General features: G+C 41.2%; 27 protein-coding genes and 1 tRNA gene. 14 read left to right on the top strand and 14 right to left on the bottom strand.

Annotated elements, in window-relative coordinates; translation table 11 throughout:
- The first annotated feature begins 21 nt into the window (after positions 1-21).
- The 4 genes from radC to NSQ29_RS03890 all read left to right on the top strand — a co-directional run bounded on the left by radC (position 22) and on the right by NSQ29_RS03890 (position 2,362).
- Positions 22-630, top strand: coding sequence for a RadC family protein (radC, locus tag NSQ29_RS03905; RefSeq protein WP_341124395.1), 609 nt, complete (start codon positions 22-24; stop codon positions 628-630).
- A 184-nt stretch (positions 631-814) separates the two neighbouring features.
- Positions 815-1,000 carry a helix-turn-helix domain-containing protein gene (locus NSQ29_RS03900; protein WP_341124394.1) on the top strand — a complete coding sequence of 62 codons (186 nt, stop codon included), beginning with the start codon at positions 815-817 and terminating at the stop codon, positions 998-1,000.
- Positions 1,001-1,213: 213 nt separating this feature from the next.
- On the top strand, positions 1,214-1,648 hold the full coding sequence (locus NSQ29_RS03895; RefSeq protein WP_341124393.1) for a hypothetical protein: 435 nt from the start codon (positions 1,214-1,216) through the stop codon (positions 1,646-1,648).
- A gap of 528 nt (positions 1,649-2,176) precedes the next feature.
- Positions 2,177-2,362, top strand: a complete 186-nt coding sequence (locus NSQ29_RS03890; protein ID WP_341124392.1) for a hypothetical protein — start codon at positions 2,177-2,179, stop codon at positions 2,360-2,362.
- Positions 2,363-2,387: 25 nt separating this feature from the next.
- Here the strand turns inward: NSQ29_RS03890 and NSQ29_RS03885 are convergent, their stop codons facing one another.
- Positions 2,388-3,062, bottom strand: a complete 675-nt coding sequence (locus NSQ29_RS03885) for a GIY-YIG nuclease family protein (RefSeq protein WP_341124391.1) — start codon at positions 3,060-3,062, stop codon at positions 2,388-2,390.
- Positions 3,063-3,285: 223 nt separating this feature from the next.
- Positions 3,286-3,615 (bottom strand): helix-turn-helix domain-containing protein, encoded by a 330-nt coding sequence (locus tag NSQ29_RS03880; RefSeq protein ID WP_341124390.1) that lies wholly within the window; start codon positions 3,613-3,615, stop codon positions 3,286-3,288.
- A gap of 92 nt (positions 3,616-3,707) precedes the next feature.
- Between NSQ29_RS03880 and NSQ29_RS03875 the strand changes: the two genes are divergently transcribed.
- Positions 3,708-4,022, top strand: a complete 315-nt coding sequence (locus NSQ29_RS03875) for a DUF6809 family protein (RefSeq protein WP_341124389.1) — start codon at positions 3,708-3,710, stop codon at positions 4,020-4,022.
- Positions 4,023-4,131: 109 nt separating this feature from the next.
- On the opposite strand, the gene NSQ29_RS03870 is transcribed toward NSQ29_RS03875, so the two are convergent.
- The 3 genes from NSQ29_RS03870 to NSQ29_RS03860 all read right to left on the bottom strand — a co-directional run bounded on the left by NSQ29_RS03870 (position 4,132) and on the right by NSQ29_RS03860 (position 5,612).
- A tRNA-Leu gene (locus NSQ29_RS03870) sits at positions 4,132-4,217 on the bottom strand.
- A gap of 161 nt (positions 4,218-4,378) precedes the next feature.
- Complete coding sequence (locus NSQ29_RS03865; RefSeq protein ID WP_042190773.1) at positions 4,379-4,849, bottom strand: hypothetical protein; 471 nt, start codon at positions 4,847-4,849, stop codon at positions 4,379-4,381.
- Positions 4,850-4,925: 76 nt separating this feature from the next.
- On the bottom strand, positions 4,926-5,612 hold the full coding sequence (locus NSQ29_RS03860; protein WP_341124388.1) for a M15 family metallopeptidase: 687 nt from the start codon (positions 5,610-5,612) through the stop codon (positions 4,926-4,928).
- 190 nt (positions 5,613-5,802) lie between these two features.
- On the opposite strand from NSQ29_RS03860, the gene NSQ29_RS03855 reads away from it, so the two are divergent.
- Entirely contained in the window at positions 5,803-5,967 is a 165-nt protein-coding gene (locus tag NSQ29_RS03855; RefSeq protein ID WP_179283823.1) for a hypothetical protein, read from the top strand.
- Here NSQ29_RS03855 and NSQ29_RS03850 read toward each other — a convergent pair.
- Both NSQ29_RS03850 and NSQ29_RS03845 read right to left on the bottom strand, forming a co-directional pair.
- A complete protein-coding gene (locus NSQ29_RS03850; protein ID WP_042130171.1) occupies positions 5,964-6,299 on the bottom strand; it encodes a YolD-like family protein in 336 nt (111 codons plus the stop codon). The genes NSQ29_RS03855 and NSQ29_RS03850 overlap by 4 nt on opposite strands.
- A 382-nt stretch (positions 6,300-6,681) precedes the next feature.
- On the bottom strand, positions 6,682-7,242 hold the full coding sequence (locus tag NSQ29_RS03845) for a hypothetical protein (protein ID WP_149646645.1): 561 nt from the start codon (positions 7,240-7,242) through the stop codon (positions 6,682-6,684).
- A gap of 117 nt (positions 7,243-7,359) precedes the next feature.
- On the opposite strand from NSQ29_RS03845, the gene NSQ29_RS03840 reads away from it, so the two are divergent.
- Positions 7,360-7,848, top strand: a complete 489-nt coding sequence (locus NSQ29_RS03840; protein ID WP_339797888.1) for a PH domain-containing protein — start codon at positions 7,360-7,362, stop codon at positions 7,846-7,848.
- A gap of 81 nt (positions 7,849-7,929) precedes the next feature.
- Here the strand turns inward: NSQ29_RS03840 and NSQ29_RS03835 are convergent, their stop codons facing one another.
- On the bottom strand, positions 7,930-9,405 hold the full coding sequence (locus NSQ29_RS03835; RefSeq protein ID WP_341124387.1) for a glycosyl hydrolase: 1,476 nt from the start codon (positions 9,403-9,405) through the stop codon (positions 7,930-7,932).
- A 173-nt stretch (positions 9,406-9,578) separates the two neighbouring features.
- On the bottom strand, positions 9,579-9,995 hold the full coding sequence (locus tag NSQ29_RS03830; RefSeq protein ID WP_042194350.1) for a cytidine deaminase: 417 nt from the start codon (positions 9,993-9,995) through the stop codon (positions 9,579-9,581).
- Positions 9,996-10,102: 107 nt separating this feature from the next.
- On the opposite strand from NSQ29_RS03830, the gene NSQ29_RS03825 reads away from it, so the two are divergent.
- Positions 10,103-10,534: a NucA/NucB deoxyribonuclease domain-containing protein gene (locus NSQ29_RS03825; protein WP_339248645.1), complete on the top strand. Its 432-nt coding sequence runs from the start codon at positions 10,103-10,105 to the stop codon at positions 10,532-10,534.
- 78 nt (positions 10,535-10,612) lie between these two features.
- Here NSQ29_RS03825 and NSQ29_RS03820 read toward each other — a convergent pair whose 3' ends face one another.
- Positions 10,613-10,759, bottom strand: a complete 147-nt coding sequence (locus tag NSQ29_RS03820; RefSeq protein WP_156113170.1) for a hypothetical protein — start codon at positions 10,757-10,759, stop codon at positions 10,613-10,615.
- A 149-nt stretch (positions 10,760-10,908) separates the two neighbouring features.
- Between NSQ29_RS03820 and NSQ29_RS03815 the strand changes: the two genes are divergently transcribed.
- The 3 genes from NSQ29_RS03815 to NSQ29_RS03805 all read left to right on the top strand — a co-directional run bounded on the left by NSQ29_RS03815 (position 10,909) and on the right by NSQ29_RS03805 (position 12,006).
- The gene (locus NSQ29_RS03815) at positions 10,909-11,085 is read left to right on the top strand and encodes a YjfB family protein (RefSeq protein ID WP_076098563.1); all 177 of its coding nucleotides are present in this window, start codon (positions 10,909-10,911) and stop codon (positions 11,083-11,085) included.
- A gap of 140 nt (positions 11,086-11,225) precedes the next feature.
- Entirely contained in the window at positions 11,226-11,768 is a 543-nt protein-coding gene (locus NSQ29_RS03810; RefSeq protein WP_231573332.1) for an ImmA/IrrE family metallo-endopeptidase, read from the top strand.
- A 46-nt stretch (positions 11,769-11,814) separates the two neighbouring features.
- Positions 11,815-12,006, top strand: a complete 192-nt coding sequence (locus tag NSQ29_RS03805) for a hypothetical protein (protein WP_156113171.1) — start codon at positions 11,815-11,817, stop codon at positions 12,004-12,006.
- A gap of 123 nt (positions 12,007-12,129) precedes the next feature.
- On the opposite strand, the gene NSQ29_RS03800 is transcribed toward NSQ29_RS03805, so the two are convergent.
- Positions 12,130-12,300 carry a hypothetical protein gene (locus NSQ29_RS03800; protein WP_179086700.1) on the bottom strand — a complete coding sequence of 57 codons (171 nt, stop codon included), beginning with the start codon at positions 12,298-12,300 and terminating at the stop codon, positions 12,130-12,132.
- Between the two features lie 110 nt (positions 12,301-12,410).
- On the opposite strand from NSQ29_RS03800, the gene NSQ29_RS03795 reads away from it, so the two are divergent.
- The 3 genes from NSQ29_RS03795 (at position 12,411) to NSQ29_RS03785 (ending at position 14,400) form a co-directional block, all read left to right on the top strand.
- Positions 12,411-12,743 (top strand): DUF3139 domain-containing protein, encoded by a 333-nt coding sequence (locus NSQ29_RS03795; protein WP_076299638.1) that lies wholly within the window; start codon positions 12,411-12,413, stop codon positions 12,741-12,743.
- Positions 12,744-12,919: 176 nt separating this feature from the next.
- Positions 12,920-13,414: an RNA polymerase sigma factor gene (locus tag NSQ29_RS03790; protein WP_341124386.1), complete on the top strand. Its 495-nt coding sequence runs from the start codon at positions 12,920-12,922 to the stop codon at positions 13,412-13,414.
- The gene (locus NSQ29_RS03785; RefSeq protein ID WP_341052335.1) at positions 13,411-14,400 is read left to right on the top strand and encodes a hypothetical protein; all 990 of its coding nucleotides are present in this window, start codon (positions 13,411-13,413) and stop codon (positions 14,398-14,400) included. Before NSQ29_RS03790 ends, NSQ29_RS03785 begins: the two co-directional genes overlap by 4 nt.
- Positions 14,401-14,736: 336 nt before the next feature.
- On the opposite strand, the gene NSQ29_RS03780 is transcribed toward NSQ29_RS03785, so the two are convergent.
- The 3 genes from NSQ29_RS03780 to NSQ29_RS03770 all read right to left on the bottom strand — a co-directional run bounded on the left by NSQ29_RS03780 (position 14,737) and on the right by NSQ29_RS03770 (position 16,732).
- A complete protein-coding gene (locus NSQ29_RS03780) occupies positions 14,737-15,240 on the bottom strand; it encodes a hypothetical protein (RefSeq protein WP_341124385.1) in 504 nt (167 codons plus the stop codon).
- Between the two features lie 714 nt (positions 15,241-15,954).
- Positions 15,955-16,098 (bottom strand): hypothetical protein, encoded by a 144-nt coding sequence (locus NSQ29_RS03775; RefSeq protein ID WP_341124384.1) that lies wholly within the window; start codon positions 16,096-16,098, stop codon positions 15,955-15,957.
- A gap of 31 nt (positions 16,099-16,129) precedes the next feature.
- Positions 16,130-16,732, bottom strand: coding sequence for a restriction endonuclease (locus NSQ29_RS03770; protein ID WP_149647046.1), 603 nt, complete (start codon positions 16,730-16,732; stop codon positions 16,130-16,132).

The following is a 16,732-nucleotide window of genomic DNA, read 5'->3' as shown; positions in this document are numbered from 1 at the left end:
TTACTGGGGAGGTTAAGCATTATGCAACAGGCTAAGGAACATGATTTAAGACAACTAGTATCAGAATCATTAAGAGAAAGCAACGACAGCTACACAATTCAAGAGCTTTTCCAGCGCTTTCCTACAGCTACAGAACTAATGGATGTATCAGAACAACAATTAGTTTCTATAAAAGGAATCGGCAAAGGAAAAGCCAGGCAAATTACCGCTATGTTAAAACTTGCAAAGTTATTGGCTTTACCTGATGAGAATCAACATGTCATTCGTAGTCCTAAAGATGTTTTCCATTTACTCGAATCAGAATTACGTTACGAACAGAAGGAACACTTCATCTGCCTTTTCCTCAATACCAAGAACCGCCTCATCTTCAATGAGGTCATCTCCATAGGCTCTCTGAATGCCGCGATTGTTCATCCTAAAGAAGCATTCCACGCAGCGATTAGACGCTGTAGCACCTCTCTCATTTGCGCTCACAACCACCCGAGCGGAGACCCGGAACCATCAATCGAAGACGTTAATCTGACTAAACGGCTCATAGCCGCAGGGGAAATCATAGGAATAGAAGTCCTTGATCACGTCATTATTGGCGGCAATCGCTTTTACAGTCTGAAAGAACAGGGTCATTTCTAAATTTCATTAACTCCGATTTGTATATCCCTCAGATAATGAGATGTAAAAAACCTCCTCTAAATGATTTTATCCACGATTTAACCACACTCTGTATCAATTCTCTACTATAGGCATTGAAATCCGCACTAAATCCTGTTGAGCCTCTTACCAAAAAATTCTATCGTTTTATTAGGGGTGAAGGGAAATGAACAGCATCGAATCAATCGGGGAAAATATCAGGATTTTACGTTTAAAAAATAGTTTCAGTCAGGAGCAGCTTGCACTAAGTGCAAGGGTAAACACATCTTACTTTGGGCAGATCGAACGTGGAGAAAAGAACCCTACGATCAAAATACTAGAACAAATATCGATTTTCTGGAGATCACTTTAGTTGATCTATTAACTTTGTATGATCCGAAGGGAGGTGTGAGAAGCGGTTGCCATCCATCAGCTTTAACTATAACCCCTGAAACCATTAAGCAGTGTCTACTGGAAGTATTGATGGACAACACAAATATGATTATTGAAAACAAGAAAGAAACTTAAAGGTCAGTTGGTCTTTAAGTTATTGAAATAGCTTATCAATCAAATTGGAGGAAATATAATGATGAATAGCGCTCCAGGAAAGCATACATTTGCCCAAGAACCTATAGTCTTAGAGAATCCTATGAAGGGCTATAGAAAATGGTATTACAGCTTAATTTCTGTATCATGTATTGCTTTTATGATAATCGGAGGTCTGGGCTTTGGTTTGTTTATTGGTTTTATTATTGGATGGGCTTTGGCCTATATGATTGTAAATGGAATAGCTGGAGTGAGATTATTGAAGTTAAACTTCACTAATCATCCTATGTCATCACTGATTACAAATGAACAGTTATACGAGCGGTTAAGTACTTTTGTCCTTCCTGATTTCATTATTGAAAAAGGGCGGGGACGTTTCGCTTTGTATTTAAAAATAAGACTGTGCATACAATCTGGATTGACGAGAAAAAACAGACGTATTCTATTATTTCAAAGTTCAGAAAAAAGAGTATGATCACCAATGGGAATAATTAAGGTATCATAGAATACATACATGCTTATAATGCCAACCCTATTTTTCAAAATGCTGTTAATTCAGCAATTCCATTCTTCAAAAAACAAGAAAATGCTACTTTTCAAGAAGCATCATTAATATTGTATTAGAGGATTTAAAGTCTTGATTGAAATATATGTTCTTCTTTCCATACCTTCTGGTTGAAATTCATAAGCAAGCTACAACGTAACATCACTTTATTCACAAAAATTTCTAATTATATCGTTTACAAAATCATCTTGTCTCTATTTATTGGTTGGGCGGCAACTCCGTCGAATATCTCTTTAAGTTAGTCGAGTGCTTAATTCACCAAGGACTAAGCAGTAAACAAAATAGAATCATCAGTACAACGGGGAGAGCTGCCGCTCTTCCCGTTTATTTTGAGTTAATCTCTGAGAGAAGGTGAGAAAGATCGATAGAGCACTTGAAAATCCGGGAAGTCAGCGCTGAGCGTAGCAGGTGCACTTATTGAAGGAGTAGGCGTAGCACTTGGTACAGCAATATTCCCCAGTGCAGGAACATCCGTTGGTTATTTTTTCGGTATTGGATATGGAACACTCAGCGGCCTTAAAGCTGGAAATATTAATCAAAATGAATTATTGGAGGAATAAAACGATGAGTGATTTTTGGGAACGTGTAGTGGAATCTGCTGTATGCAGTGAGCCAAACAATTGAAAATCAGTACAAAAGTATTATTCAATTATTTTCCAATATGTAAATTCCCTTCGTTTTTTGTTTTATAATCGATCTTATTTCTTTTTAGCTTTTCAAATTGTTCATATACTTCGTCACGCGATATTCGTAGATATTTCGTTTCATTCTTTGATAACCATAATTCTGTAATTTTTTCTACATCAAAGGCAAAAAGTTTATCATCATTTTTTGTCCTTGAGCCAAATGTACCACTTATAGAGGCGAATATTGTTGCCTTTGTTACTTCATCAAATTCTTTGAAAAGATCAAGTTTAATTCTATTTCGATTCATTCCTTTAGATATTTTCAATATATGTTTTGGATTATGTAAAGGTTGTTCTATATCAAAAGGCAATGAATTATTATCTACTAACCTTTCATAGATCAGAAGTTCATTAACACTAGAATAGATCCCCCCTCTAACATTTAGCCATCCGTATTCGTTCATCATTTCAATTGTTACTTCATTTTCTTTTTTCAGTACCTCATCCTCTGTACAAATACCGTTATCTATTATTTTAAGGAAATTAATAGGTTTATAAATATTAGTCCACTCAGCGCCTTTTTTTGTGCCATGTTTTTTCATTCTTTTTATTAGATTGTCGGTTTGTCCTACGTAAAGCTTTCCTTCTTCTAGTAGTAATACATATATCCATCTTTGACCTTTTTCAAAAGTGAACATATTTCACATTACACATCCAATCCATGAATTTTTTTACGACCATCTATTTTTTATATTTCAGTCTTCCCTGCAATACAGACTTAAGATATTCGATATACAAGAAATGCTATCCCATGAAACTGTTACAGTTATTACAAACATGAGCATTACTCGCTTGGTAGGCACGCGTAAATATAAAAAAAGAATGACCAGCATCAATCATTCTTTCTCATTAAAAATATATTCATTTGGTTTCAGCAATCTTTTGCTCCACAAGCTCCACTAACTCCGATGCCTTCATGTTCAAAGCTTCAGCAAGAGATAGCAAAGAATTTAGGGTAGGCTGGTGAACGCCACGTTCCAGCATAGATATGTAGGTTCGGTCAAGGTTACTTTGGAACGCTAATTTTTCTTGACTCATCTTTTGCTTCTTCCGAGTGCTCCTTAATACTTGTCCAAATATTTCTTCTGATTTCAAGGTAATACCTCTTTTAGATTCATTATCTAGTTGTCTTAACCATAAAATCCACGTAGTATACTCTACAAAATGATGATAATCTATGATATGATTCATTCAAGAAAAACTCTGATATGTCAAAAACAATACTCCATTTATAAAAATCACTGTTGAATACAAAGTACATTATAAAAGAAGGGGATGAGGAAATGAGAAGTCTTTTAGAGAAGCTATATCATGGTAGCTTGCATCCAGATGAAAATATCATATCTAATGACCCGCAATACTTTAAGTTAAGCCAAAAAACATCTGAAATCATAGAGATTTGGAAGGAGCGACTTTCAGAGGAGGAATTCGACGAGTTAGAAACGTTATTAGACTTATATGCTCAAACTCATGGCATGGAGTTAACATCTATTTTCAAGTATGGATTTCGCTTGGGGGCGGGCATCATGGTCGAGGTCTTAACCGGGGAAGAGGAACTTGCTAGTAAATTGGGTACCTTTCATGACAAAACTCCATAATTAAAGGAGTAAATCCTGTGCGCTTAATAATTGTTCTAAATACAATTCCCTTTTGCAAATAATCAAGAAAAACAAAAAAAACCTTGATTTCTCAAGGTTTTCACTGTGATGCCGAGGACGGGGGTCGAACCCGTACGGTACTCACGTACCGCAGGATTTTAAGTCCTGTGCGTCTGCCTGTTCCGCCACCCCGGCATATTATGTGTTGTTGCTTCATACGATGTTTACGTATAACGCGACAAGAAATATAATATCATGAATATCGATAACGCGCAATCCCTTTTTCAAAAAAAGTTTTATCACATTAAAAATAACCCGTTCCAGCGTGTGCCGACACGGGTTATTTGGCATGTCGATTATCTGCGTTCGTCACTTCTGCTTCTCATTCCGACAAGGCCCAAGAGTCCAAACAATCCGAGCCAGCCCCAGTTAGATCCTCTGCTGGTAGTCCCAGTATTTGTAGTTGTACTGGTTGCCCGATATCTACCATCCGTTGTAGTGTTGGATAGTGGAGTTACCGTATTTCTGTTGTAGTTATCCCGGGTGTAATTTTCATTGTAGTTATTGGTGTTAGGTCTATAATTTTCCCCTGTGCGAATCTTATCTTTCATAATGCTCTCATGCTGATTCATCGTTCCCGTGGTACCGTTCATTAGATTGCCTTCCGTATTCATCATCCGAGTGTTATTCACGGTACCATCCATGCCCGTATTCGCGTTCGGGATACCGCCTAAAGCGGCTGACCCGATTGGATTAGCGTAACTAGCTCCCATTATACTCATTGACAGTACAGTACCGCATGCAAGGCTTGTTATCAGCTTGTTCACAGTGTTATGCCTCCCTTTATGGTTAGTTATCACTGATAATTTCCCCTTGGGTGGCACTGTCTATACATGAATAGCTTTACTCTTTTACAACATTCACTGTCTTGCTCGCTGCGTCATACGTAACCTTTGCTCCAAGCGCCTCAGCCAGAGCACGCACGGGTACATATGTTACGCCGGTATCAAGAACACCCTCCGTAAGTTTAGTACCGTTTAAGGTTATCGTTACTTTAACGTCTTTGTTCACCTGGTCATCCTCCCCAGTAATTCTTTTTAAAGCTTCATTGACCTGATCCGTCGTAGGACGTTTACCTGCCCGAAGTTGAGTCGTAGTTAAGCCGAAGGCCATTTGCAGATGTGAATAATCTTTAAAAGACGTCCAGTCTCCTCCCCACTCAAGCCCTAGCTGTTTTCCCACCTGTACAACCTCTTGCCAGTCCGCTATTTTATCTTTATCACCATCACGATTCATATCCCAGGAAATACTATTTCCATCCGGCAGCAAAAGCGCAAAATCAAACGCAAGGCCATAATTGTGATAGCTGGTTCCACCCTTGGCGTTGGTAACTATAGGTCCAGGCTTACTTCTCCCCTGCGCATACAAGGCATTTTGTTCAGCAATCGACCGCAATCCCTGAGTAATAACGATGGGCACTCCTCTGGCATAGCTTTGCTGAATCAAAGCCTTCGCCCCTGCTGCCAAAACAGGATGAAGCCCAACAAGCCTCGCTGCCGATTTGTCCCTCACTTGATCTAAAGTCAGCATAGAATCACCCCTTGGTATAATCAATGATCCCGCTTCCCCATTCGCTTGTACTAATACCCCTGCTTGCATCTGCAAAAAAAAGACCCCGGTATCCCCGAGATCTCCCCTGAAAAGCACCTATTCATAGCTTCTTCACCTTGGATCATTTCTACAAAAAAGGGCAAAATATTAGCGAAAGGTGGGAACACATATGGACATTCATAGTGATAGCTATAAAGTTGCTGCCCTGAGCGAGCAGGAAGAAGCACTCGAAATTATTCGAAATGCCGAAGCTTCCATTGCAAATCTGACCGGCAACCCAACGGTGACCCTAATTGCTTATGAAAAAAGTGAAGTCAGCGGTTCTCAGCATTAGACGATGTAAACCTCCACTAGATCATCTACATTGATCCACTTCCATTCCTCCGCCCACTGTAGCTTAAACTCACGCGAGTGGGTGTGAATGGAAGTCACAAAACCACTAATTGTCGTATTCTCAAAAGGATCAAACAGCACAACAGTGACGCGCACATGACTCCGTAACGATAAGGCAAGTGTACATTCGATCTCCTCCAGCTTCTGCTCATCCAGAATAGGCTTAATGCGGCGCAGGGTCTCCCGTTCATCCCTAATAATTCTTACCTTATGCTCCGGCAGCATCATGCGACTACTTTCCCACAGTCCGTTTTTCTCCAGCTTTTTGCCCATGGTAACCCCTCCCTAATTTCTATACTTATTCCGCTACACACGAACGTATGTTTGTATTATATCCACACCTTCGCTGAATAATCAATAATCAGGAAAAAGATCCCACTTTAAAATCCTCCTCTTTTATCTAAAAGTTGTATAATATTGAATATCTAATTGAGAGGAGCTTTCCACTTGAAAAAAAACAATGCCCTGCTCATCCTAATTCCCGTATTATTCCTGTGTCTATACCCCCTCGTATATCGAAGCAGTACCCTCTCAGACCTCACAAAAGGAATCGTAGCTGGCTTATTTATAGGATTGGCAGTGTTACCTCTACTCAAGCTCAAAATCGCATCAAAAAGACGCTGACAGTTGAACTGTTCAGCGTCTAAATTTCGATCTATTCTTGAACTTTCTCTGATTCAGCGGTGGACTGACCATCAGCATCGATGAGTCCTGTTGCTTCTCTTGCTTCATTAAGCTTGGAAATGCCGTATAGCATCGCGACGTCAGCGTTCTGATTCAATTCCTCGAACTTCTCAGCAGTGACCTCTGCGGAATCAGCACCTTGAGAGGCCTGTTCTTTTAGAGAATAAGCACTTTGAAAAGCAATTTTGGACTCATCAAGCAGTTTACGAATGTCTTCGGGCAAGCTAGAGGAAATTTTCACTTTCTCAGCCTGATTGGATAGGTCTGTTGCGGTCTTTTGGAATTCGTTAATCTTCTTCTCCAACTGCCTATCCGAAAGTTCTCCTGCTGAATAAGCAGCAATAGCTTCGTTGAACTCCGCTAAAGATGATTTTCCTAATTCATCAAGTTTAGACATTTCATTGTAGAAGTTTTGCACGGTTTCCTGCACTTCTTCTTCCGAGGCAGGAGCCGATGAAGTTGAATTATTATTGCTGCAGGCGCTAAGGATGACAGTCAGCATTAGCGTTCCTATTAGTAACACTTTTTTCATTATTTATCCCTCCACTTAACAGAATAATGTCGGTTTGTGTAAAGCGCAAATGAAATTTATGTAAAATGACTATTATGTTATAATTATTTCAATTGTAATCAGGGAAGGAGAGTATTTATGCCTTATTGCACAACCTGCGGATCAGAATATAAGCAGGGCGCTAAATTTTGTGGAGAATGCGGATCTAGCATTGACGGAACTGCTCCAGTGACCACCCGTCGTCCATCAGCAAATCCAAACGCTACTCAAGAAGTCGTGCTCTGGAAAGGCAAACCAGCCAGTATCTCTGATCGCCTCAAAGGAATCGTACGCCTAAACACGACTACGTACACCATTACAAGCCAGCGCATTATGGTAAAGACCGGACTTATCGGTAAAAATGTCGAAGAAATCGAATTACTGCGTGTACGCGATTTATCCGTAGCACAATCTATCATGGACCGGATGCTCGGCATCGGTACATTAACTGTATTTTCTGATGATGCCTCAGCGCCTCAGCTTCTTTTCCGAAAAATCCATGATGCCCAAACCGTCAAAGATGTTCTGCGCAAAGCTGTTCGTGACGAGAAGATCGCCAACAACATTAGCTACCGTGAACAAATCTAAGAACCTTTCACATTAAAAAAGCCCCGAAATCCGGGGCTTTTTCGCTAATATTCCGATGCTCGAATCAGTTCGGATATCGTCTTATGGAAGATAAAACGCTCCTGCTGGAATAATCCCTTTGGGTTGGCTAGGACTTTCCCACTGCAATACAATTCGCGCGTCCCCCTCATTCTCATAGTACTCCACTTTTATTTCATGTAGCTTGCCAGCTATCAGATTCACACTGCCTTTTCGCTCCTGTCCACTCTGATTCACCCAGCTATCAATGATCAGCCCTCCATCAATCCACACCCGTACCCCGTCATCAGAGGAGGAGTAAATGGTATAGGTTTCACTATAGGCTGCAGTCAGTTTTCCACTCCACCGTACAGAGAAAGCGTCGACACGAATGGCTGGATCAGGCGAACCCTGTTTCCACGAAAATTGGATGTTAGCATCGGTTCGCGTCAGCGCAGGTGCGCCGCTAAGAGTCATATTATTGTAATATTGCCCCCATAGTCCACTCTGCAGCACACTGTCTCCCTTAGCGGCTACAATTGCCGCCTCAACAGCATACTCTTCCCGCGTGAATACAAAGCTGTCATTCATAAAGGCTCTAATTACCGCATCGGTATTCTTCTCATAAAGAAGCTTGCCCCAGGTCATCTGATAAGACCATTTAGGCTGTGATTTAGATAGTAGTACAGGGGACGGTAGCTCTCCATTTTCTCCAATCGCAATCACTTTTCCACGACCCAGATCCCATAGACTATCATAGTGACTCCCCTTAAAATCCCCATCATAGATATCTAGTGCCAGCACATCTACTTTGTCACCGCTTGGGTAGTATTCGGCAGGGTCATCACTCCACTGATTTTTGGCGTTTGGGCTCCAGACCCACAATAAATTATGCAGCTTATGATAGCTGGTGAAACGGTCAAACATAAGGTTCCACAGTCCCACGTAGTTGATCTTCTTCCCCCACCAGAACCATCCGCCATTCATTTCATGATACGGCCGCCAGAGCACAGGAACTCCTTCATCATTTAGTTTTTTTAAAGAAAGGGCTATCTTATCCAGATCAGCGATCAGTGCGTTGTACTGAGAGGTACCCGGGGTTATATATTTGTCAAAATCAGCGTTGCTTATGCTCGTAGATACGTTATCCCAAGCTGGCGCAGTCCCTGGCAACTGTGCGTGATAGCTAATCGTTACGATTCCACCGGCTTTATACCAGCGAATAGCGCTGCTAACGACCCAATCCCGCTGATTGTCTATTAGTGCCGCCGTCTGATTATTGATTGCCCCCAGCTCATAGCCGTGAAGGGCGGCGAATTGCCCGCTAGTATTTTTCAGCTTCCCATTGAACTCATCGGCGCTCTCCAAATAATCATGTTGTCCACTAATCCATCCTTTTCCTTGCAGAAAATAAAGGGTATTCAACAATTTCTGAGCAGAAGGTACCGTTTCCGAATCCGCCGGAGCCATTTGCAATTTACGATACGCGATTTGCCACTGAACATCGCTCACAAACCTCGATGCCGAATCAACCATATTTCGAAGATTGCGCTGTTCCATCCACTCTCACATCCTTTTAACTTTTTTAAGTTATAGTATGGGGACAATAGTGACATGAACTCAGCGAATGGACATGAAGTTGTAAATTAATTTAGGGCAGTGTAAGGAACTGCTGAATAAATTCACGGTTCAATAAAAAAAGGAGCCCGGCGGCTCCTGACTATATCTCCAATTTACCTTGTATATCTCAGCGGTAGTAATTCAGAAATATCATATTTAGCTAACCGGCCGTCCTCGGATACAATAACTTTGCAATCCTTCCCGTAATCAGCAATTAACTCACGGCACATCCCGCAGGGAGAAACTACTTTAATTTCTCTTTCCTCGCTGTCCGGATCAGAATGCCTTACCGCAACAATCGTATCAAATTCCTTGTAGCCTTCGGATATCGCTTTTCCAATCACCATCGCTTCTGCACAGACTGTAATTCGTCCCATGCTAGCTTCTACATGTACCGCTGTAAAGATTTCCCCCGTCTTAGTACGGAGCGCCGCCCCTACATGGTGTCTTCCCCATTCATAGCGTCTAGTAATAATATCTTCAGCAGAGGCTATAAGCGTCTGATCTTCAATCGTAATCAAATACTCCATATCCAATTCCGTCCTCCTCTTATTTTTCCTAAGTATATTAAATCGCACTGCATTATGATATAAGATATACTATTTTAAGTTCCAAAAAAGGAGGAGCAGATTTGAAAATACAGAAATTACTCACCAGTCTCATCATTATTGTGTTACTTGCTTTGGGCGGTTACTGGTATGAACAGAACGGAGATCCGTCAGCCCCCTCGTCCACATCTGATTCAGAAGTTGTTCAGCTGATCTTCCCATCAGATCGTTATCCTGAGACTGCTAAGCACATTCAGGACGCGATTGCTAAAGGGGAGTCCGCGACGTGCACGATTAACCGTGAGCAGGCTGAAGACAACCGCAAAGAATCCTTAAAAGGGATCCCCACCAAAAAAGGCTACGACCGCGATGAATGGCCCATGGCCATGTGTAATGAAGGCGGCAAAGGGGCCGACATTGAATACATAACCCCAAAAGATAACCGCGGCGCAGGAAGCTGGGTTGGCAATCAGTTAGAAGATTATGCGGATGGAACCCGCGTAGAATTTATGTTCAAATAATAAGCTAACGTGAACAGTGCTTCAAAAGAATAGCCCCATCCGGTATACCGGATGGGGCTACAATGTGCATCAGCTAGCTTAGAATAAGCAAGCTTTAGTGATGATAACCAGCAAGATGAAGAGTACCAGAATAGCTCCTGTTGAAGTAAAAGGACTACACACCGGACCTACATTTACTGGGCTTACTACAGGACCTACGTTACAACCACAATGTTCCATTCCCATAATTAATTCCTCCTAATGATTAATGACTACAGCACAAGATATGTAAAAAGGAGATAAGCCGTTTGGGCGAACTGGCAAACAAATGCTATTCACCTAATGAATTAGGTAGGCACTGTCGATAAACAGGATATACACGAAGGAGGTGCAATATGGATATAGCCGCATTATCAATGGCAATGAGCCAGGCATCCTTAGCTCAAAATGTAGGAATACAAGTCATGAATATTGCCAAAAATCAGGCTGAAACCCAGAGTCAAACGATGGTGGAAATGCTGGGCAAAAGCGTTGCTCCGAATTTAGGAAAAACACTTGATATTAGTGTTTAATTGCTTTATGCTAAGGACACACGAGAACACTCGTTCTTATGTGTCCTTATGTTTTTTACTTTACATAGCCTTCGGGCTTTTCTTTTGCTCATTTATGCGAACATACGATCCTATAACTGATTCTGAATGAGGTGAATGATATGAATAACATGAAATCCTATTATCAAATGACTGCGCTGGAGAAGTGGACAGAAGATTTATACAAGCGTCTGAACCTTACTCAGCCTTCGCAAATTTCGATTGCTTATATTGCAGAACGGCTTAATATTTGGGTTCATTATTTGGATGTAAGAAGCAAGAGCATCGAAGCATCAGCGGGGATGTACACCATGTTTATTGACAACCGGCTTCCAGCCAGTCTGCAGCGGCTAGAGTTTCTCCATGAGCTCTGTCATCTGCTCCGCCATGGTACTGATCAAATATTGATGCCAGAACATTTTACGCGGGCACAGGAGGATGAATCTGAGCGATTTATTCTTTATGCAGCTATGCCCTACTCCATGATCTCCCGCATGACATTGCCTGAGCAACGGGAAGATGCAATCAGCTATCTTGCAGCAGAATTTCAAGTGCCAAGCGAGCTGGCTTTACAGCGGATTGATCAAATTCAAAGACGTGTTTTTCAGGGGCAATTATTGGCCGTGATGGGAAGAAACGAAGAACGATTAACACATATTCAATAATGACTGCGGAGATAATAAGGGTAGTCGCAATGAAGGACCATTAATTATGGTGGAATTTCTCGCAAGGGGGATCGATATGGAAGCCATTAAAGTAATTGAATTATTGATGACTCATCCAGATTATAACGTAGATGCAGTACACCCCGAAATTCCGGATTTTGTTGGGATCGAGTCGATTGAAGTGGATCATGAAACGGGGACCTTCTCCATTTTATTGCAAGAACCCAAAGAAGACTGAAGATGATTTGTGTAAGTTCATAATAAAAAGGCAGCAAGTATAGTATACCCAGGCAATTCTTTACCTACGCGGGTTTAACTATCGGCAGGAAATTTGCTGCCTTATATGTAATTATAAGCTCTGTTATGCGACAAATTGAATCAAACCAATAAGAATTAGAATGAGGAACATACCCACAACTCCCCAAATAATAAACCATAAGATTCTGAGACCTGGTAGGCTGGGACTAGTATGATTCTCCAATACCTTAATTCGCCGCTCCAGCTCCTGTATTTTTTCTTCTTGCTGCGTCATCTTTCTCTCCACCCTTCTAATGTGTAGATTACAAGATACAATAGATATGACATACCAGTCACAATATATTATCTTATAATATATACATTTTAGCTAAATGGAGGGAATTAATGAAGAAAAGAACAAAAATAATTCTTATTACCTTCGTTATTGTATATGGAGTCGCTTCTTTAGCGCTTCAGGCCTTCCGAAATCATATGGACAATGAAGTGATTCATTATTTGGTAGCTACGAGAGATTATAAGAATGAAGATCTTTATAAAGTACACACCCAGATTAGTAAGGCTCCCGTCGTAAGTACAACGGTGATTTTTGCAGATGAACCTAACGCAAGATACTTTTATCGAAAAGAGAAGGATCGGATTTATCAATATAGCATGGCTCTTGTAAAAAGGTTTGATCCAAACTATACATATAAACATATTGAGGAGGGCCTCCCGTAAAGGGGAACTTCTATTATAAAGGCGCGATTGTCTCAGTAGTCATGATATGGCTGCTGGGGCAATCGCGCCTTTTTTAGATTCTAACCCTTGATCTAGACGCTAACAAATTTTCTCAGGAACATAATGTGACCAAATGCCGTCCTAAATGGTGTTATAGGTAAAGGGGGCATAGAATCATGCAACGATCCATGACCCGGCCGGGAAATCATGTGATAAAGAGTTACGAAATCTACGCAGATATGCTGTTCCGGATTGCTTTGGTCCATTTAGGCAACCGCCAAGATGCCGAAGAGGCCACTCAGGACACCTTCATCAAACTGATAGAAAAAGCACCAAAGTTCATAGACGCTGAACATCAGAAAGCATGGCTGATCCGGGTAATCACCAATCATTGTAAAACATTACTGGGCAGAGGCTGGCGCAAGCGCGAGGTTAAACTGGAAAATGCTGAGCCGATTGCGGTAGACACTCCCGAGGATTTGGCTCTACTGCAGTTAGTTATGGCGATGCCTATGAAGTATAAAACCGTAATCCATCTTTATTATTACGAGGACTATCCCATCCAGGAAATCAGCAAGATTCTGCAGATTAGTCAGTCTGCCGTGAAGATGAGACTTCAGCGGGGACGGCAACTGTTAAAACTGGAGCTGGAAGGAGTGGAATCACAATGAAAGAAGATCAGTTTCGAACATTATACAAGAAAGCGGTGGATTCTATGAAACCAGGTGAAGAGATGAAAAAAGAATTGATCGACAAACTGGAGCAACAGCAGGAGCGGAAACGTCCACGCAAGACGGTTTATATCGCGGCAAGTATCGTCCTCGCCGCCGGGATCGGCTTAGCTGCACCTAATATATGGCAGCAGTTAAATGGCCAGAGTACTCAAGGGCAAATCGCTCAGGTAACTCCAGGTCCAAACCAACCAGACAATTCTGGCATAAATGCGTCCGGAAGCATTGTTATCCCCAAGTTGGAACTGCCAGATACCAAATCTGGCGTTATGGCAGATATGATCGCTCTAGTCGTATATAAAGATAACATTTATACACAGTCTGCGACTCGAATCAACGCAGCCGATGCTGCCGCTCTGCGTGGTGACAAGCTGGGACGTACTACAGGTGGCATCGATGAATGGAGCGGTAAAGACAAATATATTGAGTTGGCTTCTAACATTGGCGAAACGGATATCTATTCCGTGAAGGGATATGATTCCAATTTCCTGATTATGTCCTATTCGGAAATCAACGGCGAGGTATTCGCCGAACTGTATGAGCATACAAACGGGATCACCGTAAACAGCGGCGCAGATCTATTTGGCAAGCTAAATCTGGAAGGTCGAATTACTTCCGCACAGTGGGAAAGCTTCGACAGTTGGAACAACGGACAGCAGCAGTACACACCGCTTGCTGACGACGAGGCGCTTAATGGCTTCTTGAAGGCACTCCAAGCAGCCAAACCGCTGGCAGCAGAGCCACTTATCGCGCAAGGCATCTACGACAGCGAAGACCGCAAGGTTCTCTATCTCCAGCTGGAAGACAACGCCCGGGTAGAGCTGACGCTGTTTGGTCAAGGGCTAGTACGTTACGGTCAGGCACCTGTATTCTTCGAGGTCGAGTCCGGGGCATTCCAGCAGCTATGGGATAGTATGAAACCATAAGAATGATGGTCGGAAACCGAGAGTATAGCGATAGGAACAACGATTGGGACAACTTTTCGGGCACCATACCTATCAGAAAAGTCTAACTGGATACAAAAAAAAGGCGCTGCTTCAAAACCATTTCATGGCTTGCGACAGCGCCCTTTTTGTGTTGGCTGCATGGTTTGCATTGCGTCATGTCAGAATATCAGATTCTAAGTATAAAAGAGCCGTTGTAGATTAATCCTATGATGGCTCTTTTACATGTTCAATACTGCTATGATAACGGGACTCAAAAAAAGAACGCCCACCATGGACGTTCCTGAGATTCTTATTCGTATACAACGTTCCAGCTAGTTACGCATTTACACTTTCTGTTTTACGATCCTGTCTTGTGTGTAATGTTTTCATCGCAAATCTTGCTATCGGCTGAGCAACCAACAGTTCAACCCAAAATGCTATACCAAAGTTTCTTGGCCAGATGTGAAGGAAGTTTTTAAGTGGCTCTAGACTTATTTGTTTCGTCCCAACCCATGTACCGATTATCGATAATAAAATAGATAACACCGTAACATTCAATAAAGTATTCAACAGCACCCTAGCATTAAATCCATCGGTTTGTCCCATGAATTTCGGCATCACTTTCCCAACAATCGGCCCGGCAACTAATCTTACGGATAAAACTACGATCATCCACATAAACGGAATAACCTTTAGTGTATCTATATACACTTCCTTACTGAAGCCCCGTTCCAACCCCACAATAATAGGGGCAATAGTGTTTACTGAAATGATTGAAATAATGAGTAAAAATAATATACCTTCTTTTCCGTTTCTGGGCAGTCTTGTGTCTCCATGCATGTTTGTCATCTCCGTGAATCATATTTCAGATGGCAGACGTATCATGAGACATATATTTTTGGCCCAATAAAAAGACCAATATCTCTACACACTGATTTAATAATTATAGCACTTTTTTCAAATGAATGTCAGACCTCTATTTAAGATTTATTAAATCCCTCTGCTCTTTAGTGCATTCAAAAGATTTAAACTATCCCTGCAAGCGCATGGCGATAAATCTGGTATCAGTGCATCCGTTAGCAAGCTCAAAATTCCAGCCTTCCTAATTCCCTGCCTTTTGAATTTATGTACCTATAGCCAGCAAAAAAACCTTACAAAGTAAGGTTTTTTGATAAGCGGGCCCTGAAGGACTCGAACCCCCGACCAATCGGTTATGAGCCGACCGCTCTAACCAACTGATATAGAGGAAAGGGATAAATGCCTTAAACTCTATTTAAGAACTCTTGTTTTTATTGGGATTAGCTAATATCGATTAAACTTAATTAAAATGAGTTTGTGACCAAATTTGTGACCAATGTGCCCATTAGACCCTGGAGTTTGTCCTGGGTTTCTTTATGGACTTTTAAGCACAACTACAAACTCAACATTTTCTGTTTTTTAAATAGTTATATCCACCAATAGATATGAGGGCTCCACACATCATTACAACCATCAAAGATTGTTATTCCTCATTCGCAACATCATAATTATTGAACAATAATGAAATACCTGGTTTCATTTTCTCTGCTTTATGTATTTCTTAATCAAATAAAACAATACAAATCCTAACAACACCAAGCCAAGTATGGTGATCCATAGAATCGTTGGATTCCCTACGAAAAAGTATGTATTTCTGTATTGAAAATCTTCATTGTTCATCTGTATAAAAGCTCCTTGTTCTACGAACTATCTATTTCTTCGCAACCCATCGTTTTTCAACTTTGAAGTCCTTCTTAATTACTTTATTATCCCATGACTCCAGTATAATCCTGGGCTCTGACTCAAGGATATCCTTTGCCTTATCAATCTGCCCTGACTTGAAAAAGTTTATAATTTCTATAAGGTCACTTCTACTATGTAATCTTACGGCGTTATAACTAGCAAGTTCTTCACACGCTGAGGTATATTGATTTGAGGATATTACCATGGACTTTTTTGCCCTGTAATATCTCATGGAACTATAGATCTCTTGAACAGCTTCTAACCCTACTGGATAAGAATAACACTTTGCCTGAACAACATTTCGAACCCCCTCCCCGTCTGTAAACACTAAGTCAGATCCAAAATCTCTGCCTCCTCTCGTTTTATATGCATCACTATAACCCATGGCCAAAAATAAACGATACAGATATTCTACAAAGCCAGTTCCGTCTTCCATTCGGTCTATGTCCTGGATCGTAATCTTAAGTGGATCAATTACTATACTTTGGGGAGGGTAACTCTTCTTTCTTGATAAAACTTTGAATACAAAAACAGCAGTAATGATAGCAAGAATAACCAACAAAATTATCAT

It is taken from the genome of Paenibacillus sp. FSL F4-0236, from assembly GCF_038000135.1.
Taxonomy (GTDB): Bacteria; Bacillota; Bacilli; order Paenibacillales; family Paenibacillaceae; genus Paenibacillus_AQ.
This window is presented reverse-complemented; position numbering and strand designations above follow the sequence as displayed.

Coding starts and splice junctions, on each gene's coding strand:
- radC (WP_341124395.1), top strand. CDS start 22: ATGCAACAGGCTAAGGAACATGATTTAAGACAACTAGTATCAGAATCA.
- NSQ29_RS03900 (WP_341124394.1), top strand. CDS start 815: ATGAACAGCATCGAATCAATCGGGGAAAATATCAGGATTTTACGTTTA.
- NSQ29_RS03895 (WP_341124393.1), top strand. CDS start 1,214: ATGATGAATAGCGCTCCAGGAAAGCATACATTTGCCCAAGAACCTATA.
- NSQ29_RS03885 (WP_341124391.1), bottom strand. CDS start 3,062: ATGTTCACTTTTGAAAAAGGTCAAAGATGGATATATGTATTACTACTA.
- NSQ29_RS03880 (WP_341124390.1), bottom strand. CDS start 3,615: ATGAATCATATCATAGATTATCATCATTTTGTAGAGTATACTACGTGG.
- NSQ29_RS03875 (WP_341124389.1), top strand. CDS start 3,708: ATGAGAAGTCTTTTAGAGAAGCTATATCATGGTAGCTTGCATCCAGAT.
- NSQ29_RS03860 (WP_341124388.1), bottom strand. CDS start 5,612: ATGCTGACTTTAGATCAAGTGAGGGACAAATCGGCAGCGAGGCTTGTT.
- NSQ29_RS03855 (WP_179283823.1), top strand. CDS start 5,803: ATGGACATTCATAGTGATAGCTATAAAGTTGCTGCCCTGAGCGAGCAG.
- NSQ29_RS03850 (WP_042130171.1), bottom strand. CDS start 6,299: ATGGGCAAAAAGCTGGAGAAAAACGGACTGTGGGAAAGTAGTCGCATG.
- NSQ29_RS03845 (WP_149646645.1), bottom strand. CDS start 7,242: ATGAAAAAAGTGTTACTAATAGGAACGCTAATGCTGACTGTCATCCTT.
- NSQ29_RS03840 (WP_339797888.1), top strand. CDS start 7,360: ATGCCTTATTGCACAACCTGCGGATCAGAATATAAGCAGGGCGCTAAA.
- NSQ29_RS03835 (WP_341124387.1), bottom strand. CDS start 9,405: ATGGAACAGCGCAATCTTCGAAATATGGTTGATTCGGCATCGAGGTTT.
- NSQ29_RS03830 (WP_042194350.1), bottom strand. CDS start 9,995: ATGGAGTATTTGATTACGATTGAAGATCAGACGCTTATAGCCTCTGCT.
- NSQ29_RS03820 (WP_156113170.1), bottom strand. CDS start 10,759: ATGGGAATGGAACATTGTGGTTGTAACGTAGGTCCTGTAGTAAGCCCA.
- NSQ29_RS03815 (WP_076098563.1), top strand. CDS start 10,909: ATGGATATAGCCGCATTATCAATGGCAATGAGCCAGGCATCCTTAGCT.
- NSQ29_RS03810 (WP_231573332.1), top strand. CDS start 11,226: ATGAATAACATGAAATCCTATTATCAAATGACTGCGCTGGAGAAGTGG.
- NSQ29_RS03805 (WP_156113171.1), top strand. CDS start 11,815: ATGGTGGAATTTCTCGCAAGGGGGATCGATATGGAAGCCATTAAAGTA.
- NSQ29_RS03800 (WP_179086700.1), bottom strand. CDS start 12,300: ATGACGCAGCAAGAAGAAAAAATACAGGAGCTGGAGCGGCGAATTAAG.
- NSQ29_RS03795 (WP_076299638.1), top strand. CDS start 12,411: ATGAAGAAAAGAACAAAAATAATTCTTATTACCTTCGTTATTGTATAT.
- NSQ29_RS03790 (WP_341124386.1), top strand. CDS start 12,920: ATGCAACGATCCATGACCCGGCCGGGAAATCATGTGATAAAGAGTTAC.
- NSQ29_RS03785 (WP_341052335.1), top strand. CDS start 13,411: ATGAAAGAAGATCAGTTTCGAACATTATACAAGAAAGCGGTGGATTCT.
- NSQ29_RS03780 (WP_341124385.1), bottom strand. CDS start 15,240: ATGCATGGAGACACAAGACTGCCCAGAAACGGAAAAGAAGGTATATTA.
- NSQ29_RS03775 (WP_341124384.1), bottom strand. CDS start 16,098: ATGAACAATGAAGATTTTCAATACAGAAATACATACTTTTTCGTAGGG.
- NSQ29_RS03770 (WP_149647046.1), bottom strand. CDS start 16,732: ATGATAATTTTGTTGGTTATTCTTGCTATCATTACTGCTGTTTTTGTA.